Genomic DNA, 17,973 nt, shown 5'->3' on the forward strand with positions numbered 1-17,973 from the left:
CAGACGGAAGTGTCTATCACTTGAATCTGAAACCCGAACATATTGCACACGACATTATCTTTGTTGGTGATCAAAATCGGGTGGAAAAAATTACTAAAAACTTCGATTCGATTGAGTTTTCGCAACAAAAACGCGAGTTTAAAACGCAAACCGGAATGTACAAAGGAAAAAGAATTACGGTGATGTCAACCGGAATTGGTCCAGATAATATTGATATTGTCATGAACGAACTGGATGCGTTGGTAAATATCGATTTGGAAACTAGACAACTCAAAGAGACGTTGACTTCGTTGAATATTATTCGCATTGGAACTTCGGGATCGTTGCAAGAAGATATTCCATGTGATAGTTTTGTGATGTCTAAATTCGGATTGGGATTGGACAACATGCTTCGCTCCTATTTGATTGATGAAGTTTCGAATATCGAAATGGAAGATTCGTTTGTAAAGCACACCAATTGGGATTTACGAAAAGGAAAACCGTATGTAATTTCGTGTTCAGAAAAGTTAGAAAAAATCATTGAAAGCGATAAAATGCACAAAGGAATTACGGCAACGGCTGGTGGATTTTATGGTCCGCAAGGTCGCGTGTTGCGACTGAATATTCAAGACGAAGAACTGAATTCTAAAATGGATAATTTTGAATTTGAAGAAAACAGAATCACCAATCTCGAAATGGAAACTGGAGCAATTTATGGTTTGGGTAAATTAATGGGTCATGAGTGTTTATCGCTAAATGCTATCATTGCTAATCGTGCAAGTGGTACTTTCAGTGAAGATCCTTATAAAGCTGTTGATGAGTTGATTGCTTATACTTTAGATAAATTATCTACATAATAAAATTACGTATGAATTTGGAATACTGATTTAAGAAATTTGAGAAATCATAGAAATTTTTTAAATTATTCTAATTTCTCTAATCTGTGTTCAAAAAATAATAAAAATGACTTTTAGATACGCAAGACATACCAATAATTTAGAGCAATTAAAGTCTTTTTACATTGATGTATTGAGTTTAGAATTGCTTGGTAGTTTTGAAAATCATGATGGTTATGATGGCGTTTTTATTGGAAAACAAGAGGAGAATTGGCATTTAGAATTCACGCAGTCTGATGAAATTGCCCATCATACTTTTGATGAAGATGATCTTTTGGTTTTTTATCCGAATAGCAAATTGGAATTTGAATTGCTTCAAGAAAAATTAGAACACCATTCGGTTGTATTTATGCAATCTAAAAATCCGTATTGGAATGAAAATGGTATTCAGTTTTTAGATCCTGATGGATTTCGAATTGTGGTTTCGCACTTGAGGATTAACTAAAGTTAAATTATGGAACACTGATTTGAGAAATTAGAGAAATTTTTAAATTATTTTAATTTCTCCAATCTGTGTTAAAAAAAATAAAAAAATGAATTTAGTATTAGAAACAGAACGTCTTATTTTTCGTCCGTTGGAGTTATCGGATGCTGAAGCTATGTTTGCAATGGATAACAATCCGATTGTACATAAATATTTGTGGCAAACTCCAACTCAAACTATTGAAGAAACCATCAAAATAATTGAAATGGTTCAAAAGCAATATGTTGACAACAACATTGGTCGATTTGCAACAATTCTAAAAGAAACCAACGAATTTATTGGCTGGACAGGAATCAAACTTGTCAACGATCATGTAGAAAACGGAAACACCAATTTCTATGATTACGGTTATCGTTTGAATGAGAAATTCTGGAATAAAGGTTACGCGATAGAAGCTTCGTTAATGTGGTTGGAATATGGTTTCAATCAAATGAAAATTGACAAAATGAACGCGTACACGCATGCGGAAAACGGTGCTTCGAATCATATTCTACAAAAAGTAGGCATGAAATTCATGGAAGATTATCCAGACAAAGATGGTGTACTTTGGAAATGGTGGCAAATGGAGAATGGATTTTTAGATTGTTAGATTTTTTTAGATTCTTGGATAGCTGGACTAGTTGTCAATAATCAAAATCACCTATTCTAAAAAAATCATTTGAAAACATTTAAAGAATGAAATATTTTAATTCAAAATGAAAAAATTATCTATAATAGTAATCGTCTTTTTATTTCTTACTGAGAATGGTTTTTCGCAAGCAAATGATACAGAAGCTTTACTTTATAATATAAGTTTTGGCGGATTGTTTGGTACTATTGGTGGGATGATTAATAAGAAACCAAATGAAAAAATGGGAAAGGTTATTCTGAAAGGATTTACTCAAGGCTCGTTAGGTGGTTATTTAAGTTTTGAAAGCAAAAGAGTTTTAAGACTAGCACAAGAAAACGAAGACTGGAAATTAATCTGGACTGCTAAACTATTAAATGCCGGTGGCACATCAATAAAAGAAAATGCAGCTTTAAATGAAAATTTTTGGAATAAATGGCACTTAAATATTGGTTTTAATAGAATAGAATTTGAAACAAAAAATAAATTTAAAGTTAATTATAAGATCATGCCAGTAGCTTTTGTTTACAATACAGTGGCCTTCGCACAAGCAAAATTTGATTTTAAAAATTCCATTCAAACTGGAGAATTTATTTTCAAAAGTAGCGATAGTAGACTCTATGAAGCTGGTACAAGAGGCGCTACTTTTCCAGGAACTATAGTTTTGAGAAATGATGGAAATAACTACAAAACAATAACCCACGAAATCGTTCACCTATACCAATCTAATGATTTTTCAATTGTAAATACATATTTCGTAAAACCAGTAAAATCATTAGAAAATAAATCTAGTTTTTTTAATAAAACATATAAGTATGTTTATTATGATTTTCATTATTTGCCGTTACGACTAGCCTATAACTATGAAACAAAAAATGCAAATAACTATTTTAATAACCATTTTGAACATGAAGCTGGATATTTTTCCAACACTTTAAAATAGCTTATAATTTATCACAATACACTGTAAATTCGACGATCTAATAATCTAATAACCCAAAATGAAACATATAAAAATAGCTGGTGTTCCAGAACATTTCAATTTACCTTGGCATTTGTGTATTGAGAATGGAGAATTTGATGCTGTTGGAATTGATTTACAATGGACCGATGTTCCAGAAGGCACAGGAAAAATGTGTCAAATGCTTCGTGATGGCGAAACGGATATTGCAGTAATTTTGTCGGAAGGAATTGTAAAAGATATTGTGGGTGGAAATCCGAGTAAAATTGTTCAAGTTTATGTTGAAAGTCCGCTTGTTTGGGGAATTCACGTTGGCGCACAATCCAACTATAAAACTTTAAGAGATTTAGAAAACACTACTGTTGCTATTTCGCGATTGGGTTCTGGTTCGCAATTAATGGCGTATGTGAATGCTAATAATGAGGGTTGGAATACCAATAATTTGAAATTTGAAATTGTAAATACCATTGATGGCGCAGTAGAAAGTTTATCGAAAGGTACTGCTGATTATTTTATGTGGGAAAAATTCATGACCAAACCCTTGGTTGACAAAGGTATTTTTAGAAAAGTATCCGATTGTCCTACTCCTTGGCCTTGTTTTGTGATTGCAGTTCGTGACGAGGTTTTAAAAAAACATCCAAACACTATTGCACAAATTCTTGAAATCATTAATATAAAGACCGAAAGTTTTAAAGAAATCACCAATATTGATGCTGTTTTATCTCGAAAATACCATCAAAAAATTGAAGATATTCAAGAATGGCTTTCCATTACCGAATGGTCGCAAAGTCAATTACCAAAAGAAATGTTAAACAAAATTCAAAATCAACTATTTGACCTTAAAATTATAGAGAAAAAAGGTACTTTTGCTGAAATTGTAAAAGCTTTATAGCCTATTGCATTTTCTTAAATAATGATAGAAAAAACAAAACTTTATTATCTATACCTCAAAAACAAACTCACGGTTAAAAAACCATGGGATATGATAATTATTTTTGTTCTTAATGTATTGATTACCATTCCGATATTCTTGATTATTCATCAAAATATTATTGAATTAAGTTGGTCATTTCATATTGATAGAGTGTTGCTTTTTATACTTTTGATAGTTGCTATACAGCTCATTCTTAGAGCTATACGGCGAGTTACTTTAATCTCTGTTTTTTTATATTTAATAGCTTTGGTTTATGGTACAGCTTTTGGTGGATATGGATTTCAAAGTGTTTTTGAAGACTATCAATCAATGTTGTACACCATGTATAACGATCCTTATCCTCAGGATATTATTGTAGATAAATTACTTCCTTTTCCTAACAAGGGTAAAATTTTGGATGCTATAGATTTTGAAAATCCAAAAGTTAGAAATTTTGCTATTATGTCTGTAAATAAGTATTTTAAAGGTGTAAAAGGCTACAATGATTATTTTACAATAATTCAGTGTTTTGCAGTTTTTAAGGAAATAAACGGAAATTGGAATTATGTAAGTGATCCCAAAGGTCATGAATATATTGCAAAAGCTAGCGAATCTGTACTGTATTTGTCTGGTGATTGTGATGATCATTCTATTTTAATGGCTGCTTGTGTAAAATCTATTGGAGGTACTCCAAGGCTAATTCACACCGACGGACATATTTATCCCGAAATACTAATAGGAAGTAAATCTGATTTAGAAACGATAAATTTTCTAATTAAAAAAACACTTTTTCCTAAAGAAAGTAAGGGTAAAGCAATTAACTACCACATTGATGAAAGAGGAAATATTTGGCTAAACCTAGATTATACTGCTAAATATCCTGGTGGACCTTTTATGAACGAAGAAATTTTAAGTGCCTTAACTATTAATTAATTTTTCAATTACATCAAATAAAACACTACATTAGCTATTTAAATCCCATCTTTTATGAAGAAAATTGTTATCTTATTTTTATTTGGAACTTTATACCTCAATGCGCAAGATAAAGTAAGTGCTATTGATTCTAAAAAAAATGAATTTAGAGTAGATGTGCTTTCGGCAATTGCTTATGGTAAATTTAGTATAAGTTATGAGCGTTTTTTAGCTAAGGATTTTTCGGTTGGAATAAATTCTAATTTTTCAAACAGTACTAAAATTGAAGATGAATTTAATGATGGCTTTAGAAACAACTTGCCCAAATATGAATTTAATCCTTACGTAAGATATGCACTCTCCAAGAGTAAGTCACGTTATTATTTTGTAGAAGCTTTTGCCTCTGCAAATGGTGGCGATTATAAAGAAATTGTAAGAGCAATAGACGCAAATGGCACCGGATATTACACCATTCAAAAATCAAAATATACCGATTTCGGACTTGGTGGTAGTTTGGGATATAAAATGTATATAAAAGAGGCATTTGCTATAGAATTTATAGTAGGATTTGGATCAAATTTGACAAACAGAGACAAAAGTCCCGATGTGATTTCTAGAGTTGGTATTAATTTGGGTTACAGATTTTAATTTTAATTGACATGAAAATATTTAAAATAACTTTCCTTGCAGCGTTGGTACTACTCGTTTTTACTGGATGCGACACTAATGATGATGATTTTTACAATTCAGAATACATTACAATTCCTAATTTAGTTCAAATTCAAACACAAGCTACATATAATGTAGGTGACTATTTGTATGTAAATGCTAGCATAAACAGATTGCAGACAGAAGCTGGACAAACAACCCAGTTGGATATTAGAAAAACAACTAATAATGCACCATCGTTTAGTTTTTCTTATATGTTGGAGAAAAAAGTAAATGCAGATTGGATATTGGTAGATGCCAATTTATCTACTATTGATTTAGATAATGGTCAATTTGAAAGTGGTAGTTTTTATAATGCTACAGCAGTTTTTGACACGCAGTCTGATTCGTACGAATTTTTAAATGGTGTAAAACTAACCACTACTGGACAATACAGATTGAGTTTTGGCTACAATAGTAGTTCGACAAATTTAGTTGAAATGAGGTCTAACAGTGTAAATGGAGCTATATTTTTAAATTTGCTAACCACAACCAATAATTTGGATGCAGATGGGTTTTATAATTTTACTGTGAATTAAAAAACACTTTTTTTGATTTGTTTTACCAATCAATTTCAGTGGAATTTTTCTGTTTAAGAAATTTATTAGTTTCAATAAAATGATTGTTTCCAAACCATTTTTTGTGGGAATGAGCAAAAGAAGGATGACCACATTCTAACACCAAATGCTTTTGTTTATCGATATACATCCCTTTTTTATGAGCAAAACTACCCCAAAGTAAGAAAACTATATGTTCTTTTTCACTAGAAATTTTCTGAATTACGGCATCTGTAAAAATATTCCATTTTAAGTGTTTATGACTGTTTGCATTATCTTTTCTAACCGTTAATCCGGCATTTAAAAGTAAAATCCCTTGTTGTGCCCAACGTTCCAAATTGCCCGAAGTAGGAAAAAAAAGGCGTTCATATTCGGTATTAATTTCAGTAAAAATATTTTTTAGTGACGGTGGAATTTTAACTCCGTCATTTACAGAAAAACACAATCCATTGGCTTCACCGTCACCATGATATGGATCTTGACCAATAATTACCACTTTTACATCATCAAAAGAACATTTTTCAAATGCATTAAAAATCATCTTTTTAGGAGGAAAACAAGAGAAATTAGCATATTCTTCATTGACAAGTTTCATTAAATCAAGGAAATAAGGTTTTTCAAATTCTAGAGATAATTGCTTTTGCCAGGAACTGTCTTGTATGAACATATCATAAATTTTTATCAAAAATATAAAAATCTATTGCAATAAGCCACAGTTACTTTGTAACTTTGAATCAAGATACTATACACATGATTTCTATAACAGAAAAAACGCTTCAAGATTTAGAATTTAATACGGTTTTACAAACTATTTCCGATGGATGTAATACCGATTTAGGAAAACAAAAAGCACTAGAAATAATTCCTTTTAAAGAAAAAAACACGTTGATGGATGCCTTGTTGCATACCTCAGAATATGTTTCTTCCTATTCTAATAATAATGCGATTCCCAATCACGGATTTGAAAACATCAATAACGAAATACGGTTTTTAGCAATTGAAGACAGTCAGCTAGAGGTTTCAGGATTTAGAAAAATTGCTTCTTTATCAGAAACATCCAATTTCTTACTTCTTTTTCTGAAAAAATTTATTGACTATTATCCAAAACTTAACGAAAAGGCATCCCAAGTTCAAGTTACTAAAGATATTATAAAATACATTGATGAAGTTATTGACAAATATGGTGAAATTCGTGATAACGCTTCACCCGATTTATTAAATATTCGCCGTGATATAAATGCGGTTCGAGGTAAAGTAAACCAGAGTTTCGGTATGGCAATGAGCCAATACAATGCTTTGGGATATCTAGATGATATTAAGGAAAGTTTTGTAGAAAACCGAAGAGTTTTAGCTGTTTTAGCGATGTATCGTAGAAAGGTGAAAGGTTCCATTTTGGGAAGTTCCAAAACTGGAAGTATTGCTTACATTGAACCCGAAGCTACTTTAAATTATTCGAGAGAATTAAAAAATCTTGAATATGAAGAAAAAGAAGAAGTTACTAGGATTTTAAAGCAATTAACAACAGATATTAGACCTTTTTTAAATTTGATTATTCAATATCAAGAATTTCTAAGTGATATAGATGTAATTGCTTCTAAGGCTAAATATGCCAATAAAATCAACGGAATCTTGCCTGCAATCAATAATGAAAAAAGGTTGTTTTTTAGAGATGCCTTCCATCCTATTCTTTATTTAAATAATAAAAATAAAAATGAAATTACGCATCCTCAAACAATAGAACTGAATCCAGAAAGCAGCATTATTGTTATTTCTGGACCTAATGCTGGAGGAAAAACGATATCATTAAAAACGGTTGGATTGCTGCAATTGATGTTGCAAAGTGGCATTTTAATTCCGGTTCATGAACGCAGCGAAACCTTTTTATTTGACAGAATTTTAACTGATATTGGCGACAATCAATCAATTGAAAATCATCTTAGCACCTACAGTTATCGATTAAAGAACATGAACTACTTTTTAAAAAAATGTAATTCTAAAACATTATTTTTAATTGATGAATTTGGTACAGGTTCCGATCCTGATTTGGGTGGTGCTTTGGCAGAAGTATTTCTGGAAGAATTCTATCACAGAGATGCTTTTGGGATAATTACAACGCATTATACCAACTTGAAGATATTGGCTAATGAACTGCCAAATGCAACCAATGCCAATATGTTGTTTGACGAACGTACGCTAGAGCCTTTGTATAAATTGCATCTTGGTCAAGCAGGAAGTTCGTTTACATTTGAAGTAGCACAGAAAAACGGAATTCCATTTGGATTAATAAATCGTGCCAAAAAGAAAATTGAAGGTGGAAAAGTACGTTTTGACAAAACTATTGCAACGCTACAAAAAGAACGCTCCAAGATGGAAAAAACTTCGCTAAACTTAAAAGAAGAAGAATCTAAAGCAAGAGAAGAAGGCAAAAAAATGGAAAGCATTAATGCTAAAATTAAAGAAAAGTTAGAACGTTACCAAGAATTGTATGATTCCAATCAACGACTAATTTATATGGGACAAAAAGTAGATGAGATTTCTGAAAAATACTTCAATAATAAAGATAAAAAATTATTAATTGGCGAGCTTTTAAAAATTGTAGAAATAGAAAATTCAAAACGCAAGAAAGCTTCCGCCAAAGAAATTAAAGAAAAGCAAGTTATTCAAAAACAAGTAGTTGAAGAAGTAAATGTAAAGGTTGAAGAAATTCGAAAAGAAAAGAAAGATAAAAAACTTAAAGCAAACTTGGTTGTTGAAAAACCAAAAATAGCACTTAAAATTGGTGATAGAGTTAGAATGTTTGATGGAAAAGCAATAGGAACAATAGATGTTATTGAAAAGAACAAAGCTACTGTAAATTATGGTGTTTTTACTTCTAAGATAAGCTTAGAAGCATTAGAATTTGTTGAAAGACCAAAATAATATGAAAGATTTACCAAAAGATAAAAAAATAGTACTTTTTGATGGCGTTTGTAATCTTTGTGATTCCTCAATACAATTAATTATAAGGCACGATAAAAAAGATGTTTTTAGATTTGTAGCGTTACAATCTGAGCTTGGAAAAAAAATCACTTCTTATATTGGAATTGACACCAACCTTGTTGATAGCATTATTTTATACGAACCAGGAGTTGCTTATTATCAAAAAGCTGAAGCAGCCTTACGAATTGCAAAAGAAATGAGCGGATGGTATTCAATTCTCGGAAAGTTCAGTTTTCTTGGAAAATATTTGAATTTTGGATATGATTTTATTGCAAAAAATCGTTACAAATGGTATGGTAAAAAAGAAAGTTGCCTTATACCTACTCAAGAGTTGAAAGCTAAGTTTTTATAGCATGACAATTATCATATTTGTTTTGAGTTAATTACTATAATTTTGGTTAACTTAAACAATAGAAATTATGAATAAATTATTTCTTCCATTATATTCATGGAATAATGGAGCTTTCATCATGATAGTAATATTTGCACTAGTTATTATAGGATTAATAGGAGCACTATTTTTAATGATGGGAAGTGGTAAAAACAAAAAAGACTAAGCATTGCTTAGTCTTTTCTATATTTATAAAGGATGTAAATTTACTCTTTAACTATTTTTTTAGTTACGCTTCCTTGTTCAGAAACTATTTTCATTAGATAAATACCTTGAGATAATTCAGAAATATTTATTTGAGATTCGTTAACTCCGTTAGCATTGATGTTTTTTACAGTTCTTCCGTTTATATCCGTTATTTGAATATTGTTTATAGCAATATCATTAGAAGATACGGTAACTATTCCAGATGTTGGATTAGGATAGACACTGAATTTAGAATTTAAAAATTCATTTGTGCTTAAAACAGACGTGAAGTTAATCGTATCTAAACGTAAAGTTGCAACAGCAGTTGTTGCAGCTGAAATATCGTTGAAAGCAAAATAATAAATACCTGTTGAAGGTGCAACATATGCAGTTGTTGTTTGTTGAGCATAAGTACTTGCAAGTAAAGCTGTATTAGACCAAATAACCGAAGTTTGAGCTGCAGAAGTGTTATTGTTTCCAACAGTCAATCTAAAACTTCTTGCTGAAGCACAACGAACCCAGAAAGAAGTTGTTACCGATTCACCAGCTGTTAAAAAAATTGGGGCAGAATATATCCAATTATTTACTGCTCCTGTAGTTGCTGTGTTGAAAATCCAATAAAAAGATGGAGATTGAGAATTTGCAGCATTTGCTATAACACTAAGTCCATATCCTCCAACGCCATTTCCACTTGTAGTCCAACCAGCAAGCTGACCATTATTGTCAAAACCATTTGCATAAGGACATGTTTTTGCTAAAGAAAAAGTTTGAACTGCAGAAGCAGTACTTGAAGTAGTTGCATCACATTTGCTTTTCACATAATAATCATAGTTAGCAGAAGCTGTTAAACCAGAAATACTAATTGAATTTGTAGGTGTTAATAAAACTGTACCTGAACCTGGTGTAAATCCTAGAGCACCATATTCAACTTCATATTGTGCAGGAGAACTAACTGATGCAGTCCAGTTTAAAGTAACTGAAGTTGTAGTAATATTGGTTGGTTTAGAAAAAGTATAAACTTTATTACATGGAATGCTTGTAAAAGTTAAGTCAAAATTAAATCCAGCAGACAGCCAATAGTTATCCCATTGGATATAGTAAGTTGTTCCTGGTGCAACTGGAAAAGATATTGTAGACAAATAATTAGTTGCAGATACATCATCATTAGAAGCAAGACATGTTAATGACCCACAAGTTCCTGTAAAAACAGAAACCTTAGTATCATTACTGTTTGGAGCAACATTCGCAGCTAAATCTGAAGAAATAACAACCTCTCCCGATGTTGTTGGGGTGAATGAATACCATAATCCATTAATTGGACCTGTTCCAGTATTATCAAAGGTGTGAGTATAACACCCACTAACAAAAACTCCTGTTATTGCAGGCGCAGTTGTTGTACCATTAGCAGTAATTGGAATTGCAGTTGCGCACTCGTCTTGTGCAAAAGTCGACAAACTTGAGAACGTCAATAATAAAAGTAATAATTTTTTCATAAAATGTAGTTTTTAGATTTTAACGTCAAATATAATACATATATGTTTATCAAATTATATAATTATTAAATTTAAGTGTTAAAAAAGCAATTAATGTAGGCGATAAATTAAATAACATTGCTTTATAATTCTTTTTCATCTGCAAGTTCGCCTTCCATTTTACTTACAACTGCTGTTGCTATACTGTTCCCAACAACATTTGTGGCACTTCTTCCCATGTCTAATATTGGATCAATACCTAGTAATAATGCAATGCCAACTTCTGGAATTTTAAAACTTGCCAATGTACCAGCAATAACAACTAATGATGCTCTTGGTACTCCAGCTATACCTTTACTTGTTAACATTAAAACCAATAACATTGATATTTGTGTCTCTATTGGAAGATGAATACCATAGGATTGTGCTATAAATATTGATGCAAAAGTCATGTACATCATACTACCATCCAAATTGAAAGAATATCCCAACGGCAATACAAAACTTGTTATTTTATTACTGCACCCAAATCGCTCCAACTCTAACATAGTTTTAGGAAAAGCTGCTTCAGAGCTACTAGTGCTAAAGGCTAATAGAATTGGGTCTTTAATTCTTTTTAATAACGTTATAATTCTTTTTTTGATAAATAGTGATCCTGCTAGAATTAAAACCAACCATAAAATAAGTAATCCAAAATAGAATTCTGATATGAAAATTGCATACGTAGTTAATATTCCAATTCCTTGTTTTGCAATTACAACTACCATAGCACCAAATACTGCGTACGGAGCAAAATTCATTATAAATCCTGTTAATTTTAGAATTATATGAGATATATCGTCTAATGCTTTTATTATTTTTTGACTTTTTTCACCAATCGCGGCAGCAGAAATCCCAAAAAATATTGAAAATATTACAATTTGTAAAATTTCGTTATTGGCCATAGATTCTATAAAACTTTTAGGGAAAACATGTGTCACAAAATCTTTAACAGAAAGTGCTGCTTTGTCAATTCCTGTGCTTTGACTGTCTAGTGGCAAAGGTAAATTCATTGCTTCACCTGGTTTAAAAATATTAACCAAAATCATTCCTAAAACCAAACTCATAAGTGAAGCAGAAACAAACCATAGCATTGTTTTTCCTCCTATTCTTCCTACTGTTTTAATATCACCCAATTTTGCAATACCTACAACAAGCGTAGTAAATACAAGTGGTGCAACAATCATTTTTATCAATCTTAGAAAAATATCTGCAATAATAGCAAACCACTGCAATTTTTTATCTCTATCCGATGTGATAGCTGCTTGCTTATTCTCTGAGAATGTTTTAATACTTTTTAAATCGGAAAATGTTTTACTCAAAGTATCTTTTTTAGGAACTTTTAGTAATAATTGCAACTTACTTAACGTATCATCAATTTTAATAATTGTTTTATAATTTGACTCATAAACAGCCGGATTACTATTTATTGATTTTAATTTTGCCTCTTTATCATTTTCAAATAAAGAAATTGAATTGGCAATTGCTTTGTATCTTGATGTTGTAGTATCTGGTAAATATAATTTTATTGAGTTATTGTATTTAGAGACATTTTTACTGTAAAAATCAATTTTTGTATTTTCATCATTTACATAATATTTGTTTAATACAAATCCTAATACAATACCTATAATTAATGCAATAAAGATATTTCTAGTTAAATTCGATTTTTTGGTTTCCATTGAATGATTTGTGTTTATACTATTTTGTATTTAGAATGCTAAAAAAGTGATTAAAATAAAACTATCTAATAATAATTGCTATTAAAATATAGGATTATAAGTTTTGTTAATCAAATAAAAATCGGCTAGAACTATTGCTGCCATTGCTTCTACAATTGGAACTGCTCTAGGAACAACGCATGGATCATGTCTTCCTTTACCCTGTTGTTCTTCAATTGTATTTTTATTAGTCAATACTTCTTGCTTTTGAATTAATGTTGCAACTGGCTTAAATGCAACTCTAAAATAAATATCCATTCCGTTGGATATTCCGCCTTGAATTCCGCCAGAAAGATTAGATTTTGTTGTTCCATCTTCATTGTACAAATCATTATGTTCGCTTCCTTTCATTCGTGCGCCACAAAATCCGCTACCAAATTCAAATCCTTTTACAGCATTTATTGACAACATTGCTTTTCCTAATTCGGCATGTAATTTATCAAAAACTGGTTCGCCTAATCCAATCGGTACATTTTGTAAAACACAAGTAATTGTACCGCCAACTGTATCGCCTTGTTTCTTAATTTCTTTAATGTAAGTTTCCATCTTGGCAGCAGATTCAATGTCTGGACAACGAACAGAATTACTTTCGGTTAAAGAAAAATCTAAATCTTGGTAAGGTTTATCAATAAAAATTGATCCAACAGAAGATACAAATGCATTGATTTTTATATCTTTTAAAATTTGTTTTGCAACAGCGCCAGCAACTACTCTACTTGCCGTTTCACGAGCAGAACTTCTTCCGCCACCGCGATAATCACGAATTCCGTATTTTTTTTCATAGACATAATCGGCATGACTAGGACGATACGAATCTTTTATATGAGAATAATCATCCGATTTTTGATTGGTATTTGGAATAATAAATCCTATTGGTGTTCCTGTTGTTTTTCCTTCAAAAATTCCTGATAGAAATTGCACATCATCTTCCTCTTTTCTTTGTGTCACTATTGCAGATTGTCCCGGTTTTCTTCGTTGCATTTCCTGTTGAATAGCGTTAAGATTTAGTTCTATTCCAGCAGGACAACCATCAATAATTCCGCCCAAAGCATCTCCATGTGATTCACCAAAAGTTGTAATTCTAAAAAGTGTTCCGTAACTATTTCCTGCCATTATATTTTGTTTTGAACAAATATAGTTTTTTAGTTTAAAATTTAAAAGTTTTAAACACTATTTGAAACATTGGCATTTCTTAACATTAGGTTTCACTTTAAGTAATATTGTCTATGTTAATTTGTAAAACTTCAAATTATGAAAAAAAGAAAAGTAGAAATAGTTGTTATATCAGATGTGCATCTAGGAACTTACGGTTGTCATGCCAAAGAATTATTAGATTATTTAACTACAATAAAACCAAAAACTTTGATATTAAATGGCGATATCATAGATATTTGGCAATTTAGAAAATCTTACTTTCCTAAATCTCATTTAAAAGTCATCAAAAAAATAATTGACTTGGCGTCTAAAGGTACCAAAGTACATTATATAACAGGAAATCATGATGAAATGCTTCGAAAGTTTAGCGATACCCACATGGGAAATTTCACCTTATCGGATAAATTAGTCTTAGAGTTTGATAATAAAAAGGCATGGATTTTTCATGGTGATGTTTTTGATGCTTCTGTGCAACATTCCAAGTGGATTGCTAAACTTGGTGGTTGGGGTTACGATATGCTAATTGTAATTAACAGATTAGTAAATTGGTTTTTAGAAAAACTCGGGAAAGAACCGTACTCGTTTTCCAAAAAAATTAAATCTAGTGTTAAAAATGCAATAAAATTCATTTCAGATTTTGAAGTCACGGCAACCGATTTAGCTATAGAAAACGGATATGATTATGTTATCTGCGGACACATTCACGAACCTAAGATTATTGAAAAAGAGAATAAAAAAGGGAAAACACTTTATTTAAACTCTGGTGATTGGGTAGAAAATCTTACTGCACTTGAATATAATCATAAAATATGGAAACTATATAAATATGAAAAAAACAATGTTGTTGAAGAAAATTTGTTTGAAATGGAAGAAAAATTGGGCGAATATCTAATTGCACCATTAATTTTCAATAAAAAATAATTTTTTTATTATATTAGCAGTCAAACAAATAATAAAAAAATGAAAACCAAATTATTACTAGCCTCTTTGTTTATGGTGTTTCTAACATCTTGTTCCAATGATGAAACTGCAACAGCCGAAGATAATTCTGTTGCTACCAGTTTTTTACCCTTAAAAAATAGTAACTATTGGACTTACAGAATAAGCAATCAAGGAACTGTAACTAGAGATTCATTGTATGTTGCCAACGATACAATAATCAATACTATAACTTACAAAAAAATGAAGACACGAACCGTACCCAATGGTTTTTTCTCTTCAACTTTAAGAAATAATGGCGTTAAAATTGATGGTTCTAAACTTGTAATGACTGGCGATTTTAATTTAAATTTCGGATTAACATCACCCATAAGTTTAAGTCTAGTTGACTTTATATTCTTTAAGGAAAATGCAGTTACTAATGATTTATTAAGTACATCGTCAGGAACAGTAAATCAAACGGTACAAAACTATCCGCTAACAATTGATTACACATTAAAAACGGTATGCGACGGAAGTTTGGCAACATTTACATCACCCAACGGTACCATTTATACTGATGTTAAAAAAACTAAGGTAATTTTAAATTTAAAAATTGTTTCTTATCAAACCATTGCCGGAATTCAAGTTCCAATAACTTTAATGAATGCTCAAGATGTAATTACATCTACACAATATTACAGTAAAAATATAGGAATGGTTTATACAAATACAGTTATCAACTATCAATTAAATTCTATTCCTGGAGTAACATTACCAATTCCTTCATCAGGAAATCAAACCCAAGAAGAATTTTTATCAAATTATCATTTAAATTAATTGCTTAAAATATTATTTATCAAATATTTATGCAAACCAATAATTATGTAACATTTTTAAAATATTATATAATCTATAAAGTGGTATAGTTATTGATATTTGCATCAAACTAATTTAATAATCATTTTATGAAAAAAGTAATTTTATCTGCATTTATGCTATTAGGTCTAGCATTTAGCACACAAGCACAAGACATCTCTAAAAACGCATTGGGATTAAGACTTGGAGACAACGACGGATTTGGTGGAGAAATTTCTTACCAAAGAGGTTTATCTAAAAACAATCGTTTAGAACTAGATTTAGGTTTTAGAAATAGCAATAATGTTGATGCAATAAAACTTGCTGGTCTTTACCAATGGGTTTGGAATATTGACGGTGGTTTCAATTGGTATGCTGGTGTTGGTGGTGGTTTAGGTTCTTGGAGTTATGACTACAACCAAGGAAATCAACAATACAAGGATAGTGGAGCATTTGTGTTTGTAGCAGGAGATTTAGGTATTGAATATAATTTTAAAGAAGCGCCTATTCAATTATCACTAGATATTAGACCAGAACTTTATTTCAATTCTGACAATTACAGAAAGAATAACTTTGGTCCCGATTTAGCATTAGGAATAAGATACCGTTTTAACTAAAACAAAAAATATCCCGATTTTTAAGTAAATCGGGATTTTTTTATTTGATTTCAATTGGTTTTTTTGATTTTATTTTAATTACATAGCACGGCTTGGTCATTGCCATCGTTGCCATACCAGTTGGTGCAACTTCCTTTATGGTAACAATTATTTTATCTGATAATTCTTCTACTTTTTTTACTTCAATTGTATATCCACCAGATGGTTTTTCTCCCATATTAACCAATATAAAATTACAAGTTTCAATGTCAGCTTTTTTTACATAAGGTTGTATCATTTCGTCCGTTAATAAAATATTAAACTCATCTTCAGTACTAATTATTTCATAAAACTGAAACGAAGCTCCACCATATTCATTTCCAAAAAGAACGTCATACATAGGCTCGGAAATTATTGGTTTTTTAGTAGATGAACATGAAAATAACAGAAACAAAACAAATAGAATGGCAATTTTTTTTATCATAACTTAGATGTTAACTTTTGAATTTTCTATCGCCTCTTGATAAAGCAATTCATAAATTGGTAAAATATTTTTTATATCAAATTGTCTTGCAACCGATAAAGCATTTTCTTTAAACGTATTTAATGTATCAATATTGCTCAAAATTTTTATTGCATTTTCGGCCATTTCATCAACATTACCAACATCACTTAAATATCCAGAAACTCCATCAAAGTTCACTTCGGGCAAACCGCCAGAATTACTTGATATAACAGGAACGCTCCAAGCCATTGCTTCTAAAGCTGCTAATCCAAAACTTTCTGTTTCTGATGGAAGTAAAAACAAGTCAGAATAGGATAAAATTTTATCAATTTCATTACTATTTCCAAAGAAAATTACTTTGTCTTGAATTCCCAACTCTCTACATAAACGCTCAGCTTTTTCTTTTTCTGGACCATCACCAACCATCATCAATCTAGCCGGAATTGCTTCTTGAATCTTGAAAAAGATCTTTACAATATCTGGAATTCGTTTTACTTTTCTAAAATTACTTATGTGAGTAACTATACGTTCGCCTGGTTTTGCCATTATTGAACGTTGGCAAGAAATTAAAGATTCATTTCTAATTTTATCCAATTCAATAAAATTAGGAATTACATGAATATCCTTTTTAATATCGAATAATTTGTAGGTATCGTCTTTTAGATTTTGAGAAACCGAAGTCACAACATCCGATTTATTGATGCTAAAACTAACAGCCGTTTTATAATTTGGATGATTGCCAACAAGTGTAATATCGGTTCCGTGTAGTGTTGTTACCATCGGAATTACAATGCCTTGATCTTTCAACATTTGCTTGGCCATGTAACCTGCATACGCATGCGGAATTGCATAATGTACATGAAGAAGTTCAATATTATACAATTTTACCATATCAACCAACTTGCTAGAAAGCGCCAATTCATAGGGTTGATAATGAAATAAAGGATATTCGGGAACATTAACTTCATGGTAATGCACATTGGAATTTAATAATGCTAATCGAACTGGTTGTCTGTATGTTATAAAGTGAATTTCGTGACCGCGATGCGCTAATTCTAGTCCCAATTCGGTAGCTACTACTCCACTTCCTCCAAAGGTTGGATAACAAACTATTGCTATTTTCATTGTTTATTTTT

The 17,973-nt window shown here is 30.9% G+C and carries 20 protein-coding genes; 14 read left to right on the forward strand and 6 right to left on the reverse strand.

All coding sequences use genetic code 11. From position 1 onward, the window contains the following. From ACH2CG_RS01685 to ACH2CG_RS01720, 8 genes are all read left to right on the forward strand, one after another. Positions 1–836: nucleoside phosphorylase (locus ACH2CG_RS01685; RefSeq protein ID WP_395061559.1), on the forward strand; the 836-nt coding region annotated here is incomplete at its 5' end. Between the two features lie 106 nt (positions 837–942). Next, positions 943–1,320 carry a VOC family protein gene (locus ACH2CG_RS01690; protein WP_395061561.1) on the forward strand — a complete coding sequence of 126 codons (378 nt, stop codon included), beginning with the start codon at positions 943–945 and terminating at the stop codon, positions 1,318–1,320. 88 nt (positions 1,321–1,408) lie between these two features. Further along, positions 1,409–1,948, forward strand: a complete 540-nt coding sequence (locus ACH2CG_RS01695; RefSeq protein WP_395061563.1) for a GNAT family N-acetyltransferase — start codon at positions 1,409–1,411, stop codon at positions 1,946–1,948. A 106-nt stretch (positions 1,949–2,054) separates the two neighbouring features. Further along, on the forward strand, positions 2,055–2,909 hold the full coding sequence (locus ACH2CG_RS01700; protein ID WP_395061565.1) for a hypothetical protein: 855 nt from the start codon (positions 2,055–2,057) through the stop codon (positions 2,907–2,909). 58 nt (positions 2,910–2,967) lie between these two features. Continuing rightward, positions 2,968–3,819, forward strand: coding sequence for a substrate-binding domain-containing protein (locus ACH2CG_RS01705; RefSeq protein ID WP_395061567.1), 852 nt, complete (start codon positions 2,968–2,970; stop codon positions 3,817–3,819). Between the two features lie 21 nt (positions 3,820–3,840). Further along, the gene (locus ACH2CG_RS01710; RefSeq protein WP_395061569.1) at positions 3,841–4,773 is read left to right on the forward strand and encodes a transglutaminase; all 933 of its coding nucleotides are present in this window, start codon (positions 3,841–3,843) and stop codon (positions 4,771–4,773) included. Between the two features lie 54 nt (positions 4,774–4,827). Then, the gene (locus tag ACH2CG_RS01715; RefSeq protein WP_395061571.1) at positions 4,828–5,400 is read left to right on the forward strand and encodes a DUF3575 domain-containing protein; all 573 of its coding nucleotides are present in this window, start codon (positions 4,828–4,830) and stop codon (positions 5,398–5,400) included. An 11-nt stretch (positions 5,401–5,411) separates the two neighbouring features. After that, positions 5,412–5,999, forward strand: a complete 588-nt coding sequence (locus tag ACH2CG_RS01720; RefSeq protein ID WP_395061573.1) for a hypothetical protein — start codon at positions 5,412–5,414, stop codon at positions 5,997–5,999. A 22-nt stretch (positions 6,000–6,021) separates the two neighbouring features. Here the strand turns inward: ACH2CG_RS01720 and ung are convergent, their stop codons facing one another. Then, positions 6,022–6,684 (reverse strand): uracil-DNA glycosylase, encoded by a 663-nt coding sequence (gene ung, locus ACH2CG_RS01725; protein ID WP_395061575.1) that lies wholly within the window; start codon positions 6,682–6,684, stop codon positions 6,022–6,024. Positions 6,685–6,767: 83 nt separating this feature from the next. Here ung and ACH2CG_RS01730 point away from each other — a divergent pair, with 83 nt between their 5' ends. The 3 genes from ACH2CG_RS01730 to ACH2CG_RS01740 all read left to right on the forward strand — a co-directional run bounded on the left by ACH2CG_RS01730 (position 6,768) and on the right by ACH2CG_RS01740 (position 9,553). Then, complete coding sequence (locus tag ACH2CG_RS01730; protein ID WP_395061577.1) at positions 6,768–8,936, forward strand: DNA mismatch repair protein MutS; 2,169 nt, start codon at positions 6,768–6,770, stop codon at positions 8,934–8,936. A 1-nt stretch (position 8,937) separates the two neighbouring features. Next, positions 8,938–9,348 carry a thiol-disulfide oxidoreductase DCC family protein gene (locus tag ACH2CG_RS01735; RefSeq protein ID WP_395061579.1) on the forward strand — a complete coding sequence of 137 codons (411 nt, stop codon included), beginning with the start codon at positions 8,938–8,940 and terminating at the stop codon, positions 9,346–9,348. Positions 9,349–9,415: 67 nt separating this feature from the next. Beyond that, on the forward strand, positions 9,416–9,553 hold the full coding sequence (locus tag ACH2CG_RS01740) for a hypothetical protein (protein WP_395061581.1): 138 nt from the start codon (positions 9,416–9,418) through the stop codon (positions 9,551–9,553). Positions 9,554–9,593: 40 nt separating this feature from the next. Here ACH2CG_RS01740 and ACH2CG_RS01745 read toward each other — a convergent pair whose 3' ends face one another. From ACH2CG_RS01745 to aroC, 3 genes are all read right to left on the reverse strand, one after another. Continuing rightward, the gene (locus ACH2CG_RS01745; RefSeq protein ID WP_395061583.1) at positions 9,594–11,066 is read right to left on the reverse strand and encodes a T9SS type A sorting domain-containing protein; all 1,473 of its coding nucleotides are present in this window, start codon (positions 11,064–11,066) and stop codon (positions 9,594–9,596) included. A gap of 122 nt (positions 11,067–11,188) precedes the next feature. Next, the gene (locus tag ACH2CG_RS01750; protein WP_395061585.1) at positions 11,189–12,766 is read right to left on the reverse strand and encodes a dicarboxylate/amino acid:cation symporter; all 1,578 of its coding nucleotides are present in this window, start codon (positions 12,764–12,766) and stop codon (positions 11,189–11,191) included. An 81-nt stretch (positions 12,767–12,847) separates the two neighbouring features. Continuing rightward, positions 12,848–13,918, reverse strand: coding sequence for a chorismate synthase (gene aroC, locus ACH2CG_RS01755; RefSeq protein ID WP_395061587.1), 1,071 nt, complete (start codon positions 13,916–13,918; stop codon positions 12,848–12,850). Positions 13,919–14,056: 138 nt separating this feature from the next. Between aroC and ACH2CG_RS01760 the strand changes: the two genes are divergently transcribed. The 3 genes from ACH2CG_RS01760 to ACH2CG_RS01770 all read left to right on the forward strand — a co-directional run bounded on the left by ACH2CG_RS01760 (position 14,057) and on the right by ACH2CG_RS01770 (position 16,353). Next, positions 14,057–14,881 carry a UDP-2,3-diacylglucosamine diphosphatase gene (locus tag ACH2CG_RS01760; RefSeq protein ID WP_395061589.1) on the forward strand — a complete coding sequence of 275 codons (825 nt, stop codon included), beginning with the start codon at positions 14,057–14,059 and terminating at the stop codon, positions 14,879–14,881. 39 nt (positions 14,882–14,920) lie between these two features. Then, positions 14,921–15,718: a hypothetical protein gene (locus ACH2CG_RS01765; protein ID WP_395061591.1), complete on the forward strand. Its 798-nt coding sequence runs from the start codon at positions 14,921–14,923 to the stop codon at positions 15,716–15,718. Between the two features lie 128 nt (positions 15,719–15,846). Next, positions 15,847–16,353, forward strand: coding sequence for a hypothetical protein (locus tag ACH2CG_RS01770; protein WP_395061593.1), 507 nt, complete (start codon positions 15,847–15,849; stop codon positions 16,351–16,353). Positions 16,354–16,393: 40 nt separating this feature from the next. Here ACH2CG_RS01770 and ACH2CG_RS01775 read toward each other — a convergent pair whose 3' ends face one another. Together ACH2CG_RS01775 and bshA are read right to left on the reverse strand one after the other, a co-directional pair. After that, the gene (locus tag ACH2CG_RS01775; RefSeq protein ID WP_395061595.1) at positions 16,394–16,816 is read right to left on the reverse strand and encodes a protease complex subunit PrcB family protein; all 423 of its coding nucleotides are present in this window, start codon (positions 16,814–16,816) and stop codon (positions 16,394–16,396) included. A 3-nt stretch (positions 16,817–16,819) separates the two neighbouring features. Beyond that, positions 16,820–17,962, reverse strand: a complete 1,143-nt coding sequence (gene bshA, locus ACH2CG_RS01780) for an N-acetyl-alpha-D-glucosaminyl L-malate synthase BshA (protein ID WP_395061597.1) — start codon at positions 17,960–17,962, stop codon at positions 16,820–16,822. Positions 17,963–17,973 lie beyond the last annotated feature (11 nt).

The sequence above is a fragment of the Flavobacterium sp. genome (assembly GCF_043778725.1).
In the GTDB taxonomy this organism is placed as follows: domain Bacteria; phylum Bacteroidota; class Bacteroidia; order Flavobacteriales; family Flavobacteriaceae; genus Flavobacterium.

Bases quoted from the DNA above. Each gene is read 5' to 3' on its own strand.
- ACH2CG_RS01700 (WP_395061565.1), top strand. From the start codon at position 2,055: ATGAAAAAATTATCTATAATAGTAATCGTCTTTTTATTTCTTACTGAG.
- ACH2CG_RS01715 (WP_395061571.1), top strand. From the start codon at position 4,828: ATGAAGAAAATTGTTATCTTATTTTTATTTGGAACTTTATACCTCAAT.
- ung (WP_395061575.1), bottom strand. From the start codon at position 6,684: ATGTTCATACAAGACAGTTCCTGGCAAAAGCAATTATCTCTAGAATTT.
- ACH2CG_RS01720 (WP_395061573.1), top strand. From the start codon at position 5,412: ATGAAAATATTTAAAATAACTTTCCTTGCAGCGTTGGTACTACTCGTT.
- ACH2CG_RS01760 (WP_395061589.1), top strand. From the start codon at position 14,057: ATGAAAAAAAGAAAAGTAGAAATAGTTGTTATATCAGATGTGCATCTA.
- ACH2CG_RS01750 (WP_395061585.1), bottom strand. From the start codon at position 12,766: ATGGAAACCAAAAAATCGAATTTAACTAGAAATATCTTTATTGCATTA.
- ACH2CG_RS01695 (WP_395061563.1), top strand. From the start codon at position 1,409: ATGAATTTAGTATTAGAAACAGAACGTCTTATTTTTCGTCCGTTGGAG.
- ACH2CG_RS01765 (WP_395061591.1), top strand. From the start codon at position 14,921: ATGAAAACCAAATTATTACTAGCCTCTTTGTTTATGGTGTTTCTAACA.
- ACH2CG_RS01705 (WP_395061567.1), top strand. From the start codon at position 2,968: ATGAAACATATAAAAATAGCTGGTGTTCCAGAACATTTCAATTTACCT.
- bshA (WP_395061597.1), bottom strand. From the start codon at position 17,962: ATGAAAATAGCAATAGTTTGTTATCCAACCTTTGGAGGAAGTGGAGTA.
- ACH2CG_RS01735 (WP_395061579.1), top strand. From the start codon at position 8,938: ATGAAAGATTTACCAAAAGATAAAAAAATAGTACTTTTTGATGGCGTT.
- ACH2CG_RS01745 (WP_395061583.1), bottom strand. From the start codon at position 11,066: ATGAAAAAATTATTACTTTTATTATTGACGTTCTCAAGTTTGTCGACT.
- ACH2CG_RS01775 (WP_395061595.1), bottom strand. From the start codon at position 16,816: ATGATAAAAAAAATTGCCATTCTATTTGTTTTGTTTCTGTTATTTTCA.
- ACH2CG_RS01690 (WP_395061561.1), top strand. From the start codon at position 943: ATGACTTTTAGATACGCAAGACATACCAATAATTTAGAGCAATTAAAG.
- ACH2CG_RS01770 (WP_395061593.1), top strand. From the start codon at position 15,847: ATGAAAAAAGTAATTTTATCTGCATTTATGCTATTAGGTCTAGCATTT.
- ACH2CG_RS01740 (WP_395061581.1), top strand. From the start codon at position 9,416: ATGAATAAATTATTTCTTCCATTATATTCATGGAATAATGGAGCTTTC.
- aroC (WP_395061587.1), bottom strand. From the start codon at position 13,918: ATGGCAGGAAATAGTTACGGAACACTTTTTAGAATTACAACTTTTGGT.
- ACH2CG_RS01730 (WP_395061577.1), top strand. From the start codon at position 6,768: ATGATTTCTATAACAGAAAAAACGCTTCAAGATTTAGAATTTAATACG.
- ACH2CG_RS01710 (WP_395061569.1), top strand. From the start codon at position 3,841: ATGATAGAAAAAACAAAACTTTATTATCTATACCTCAAAAACAAACTC.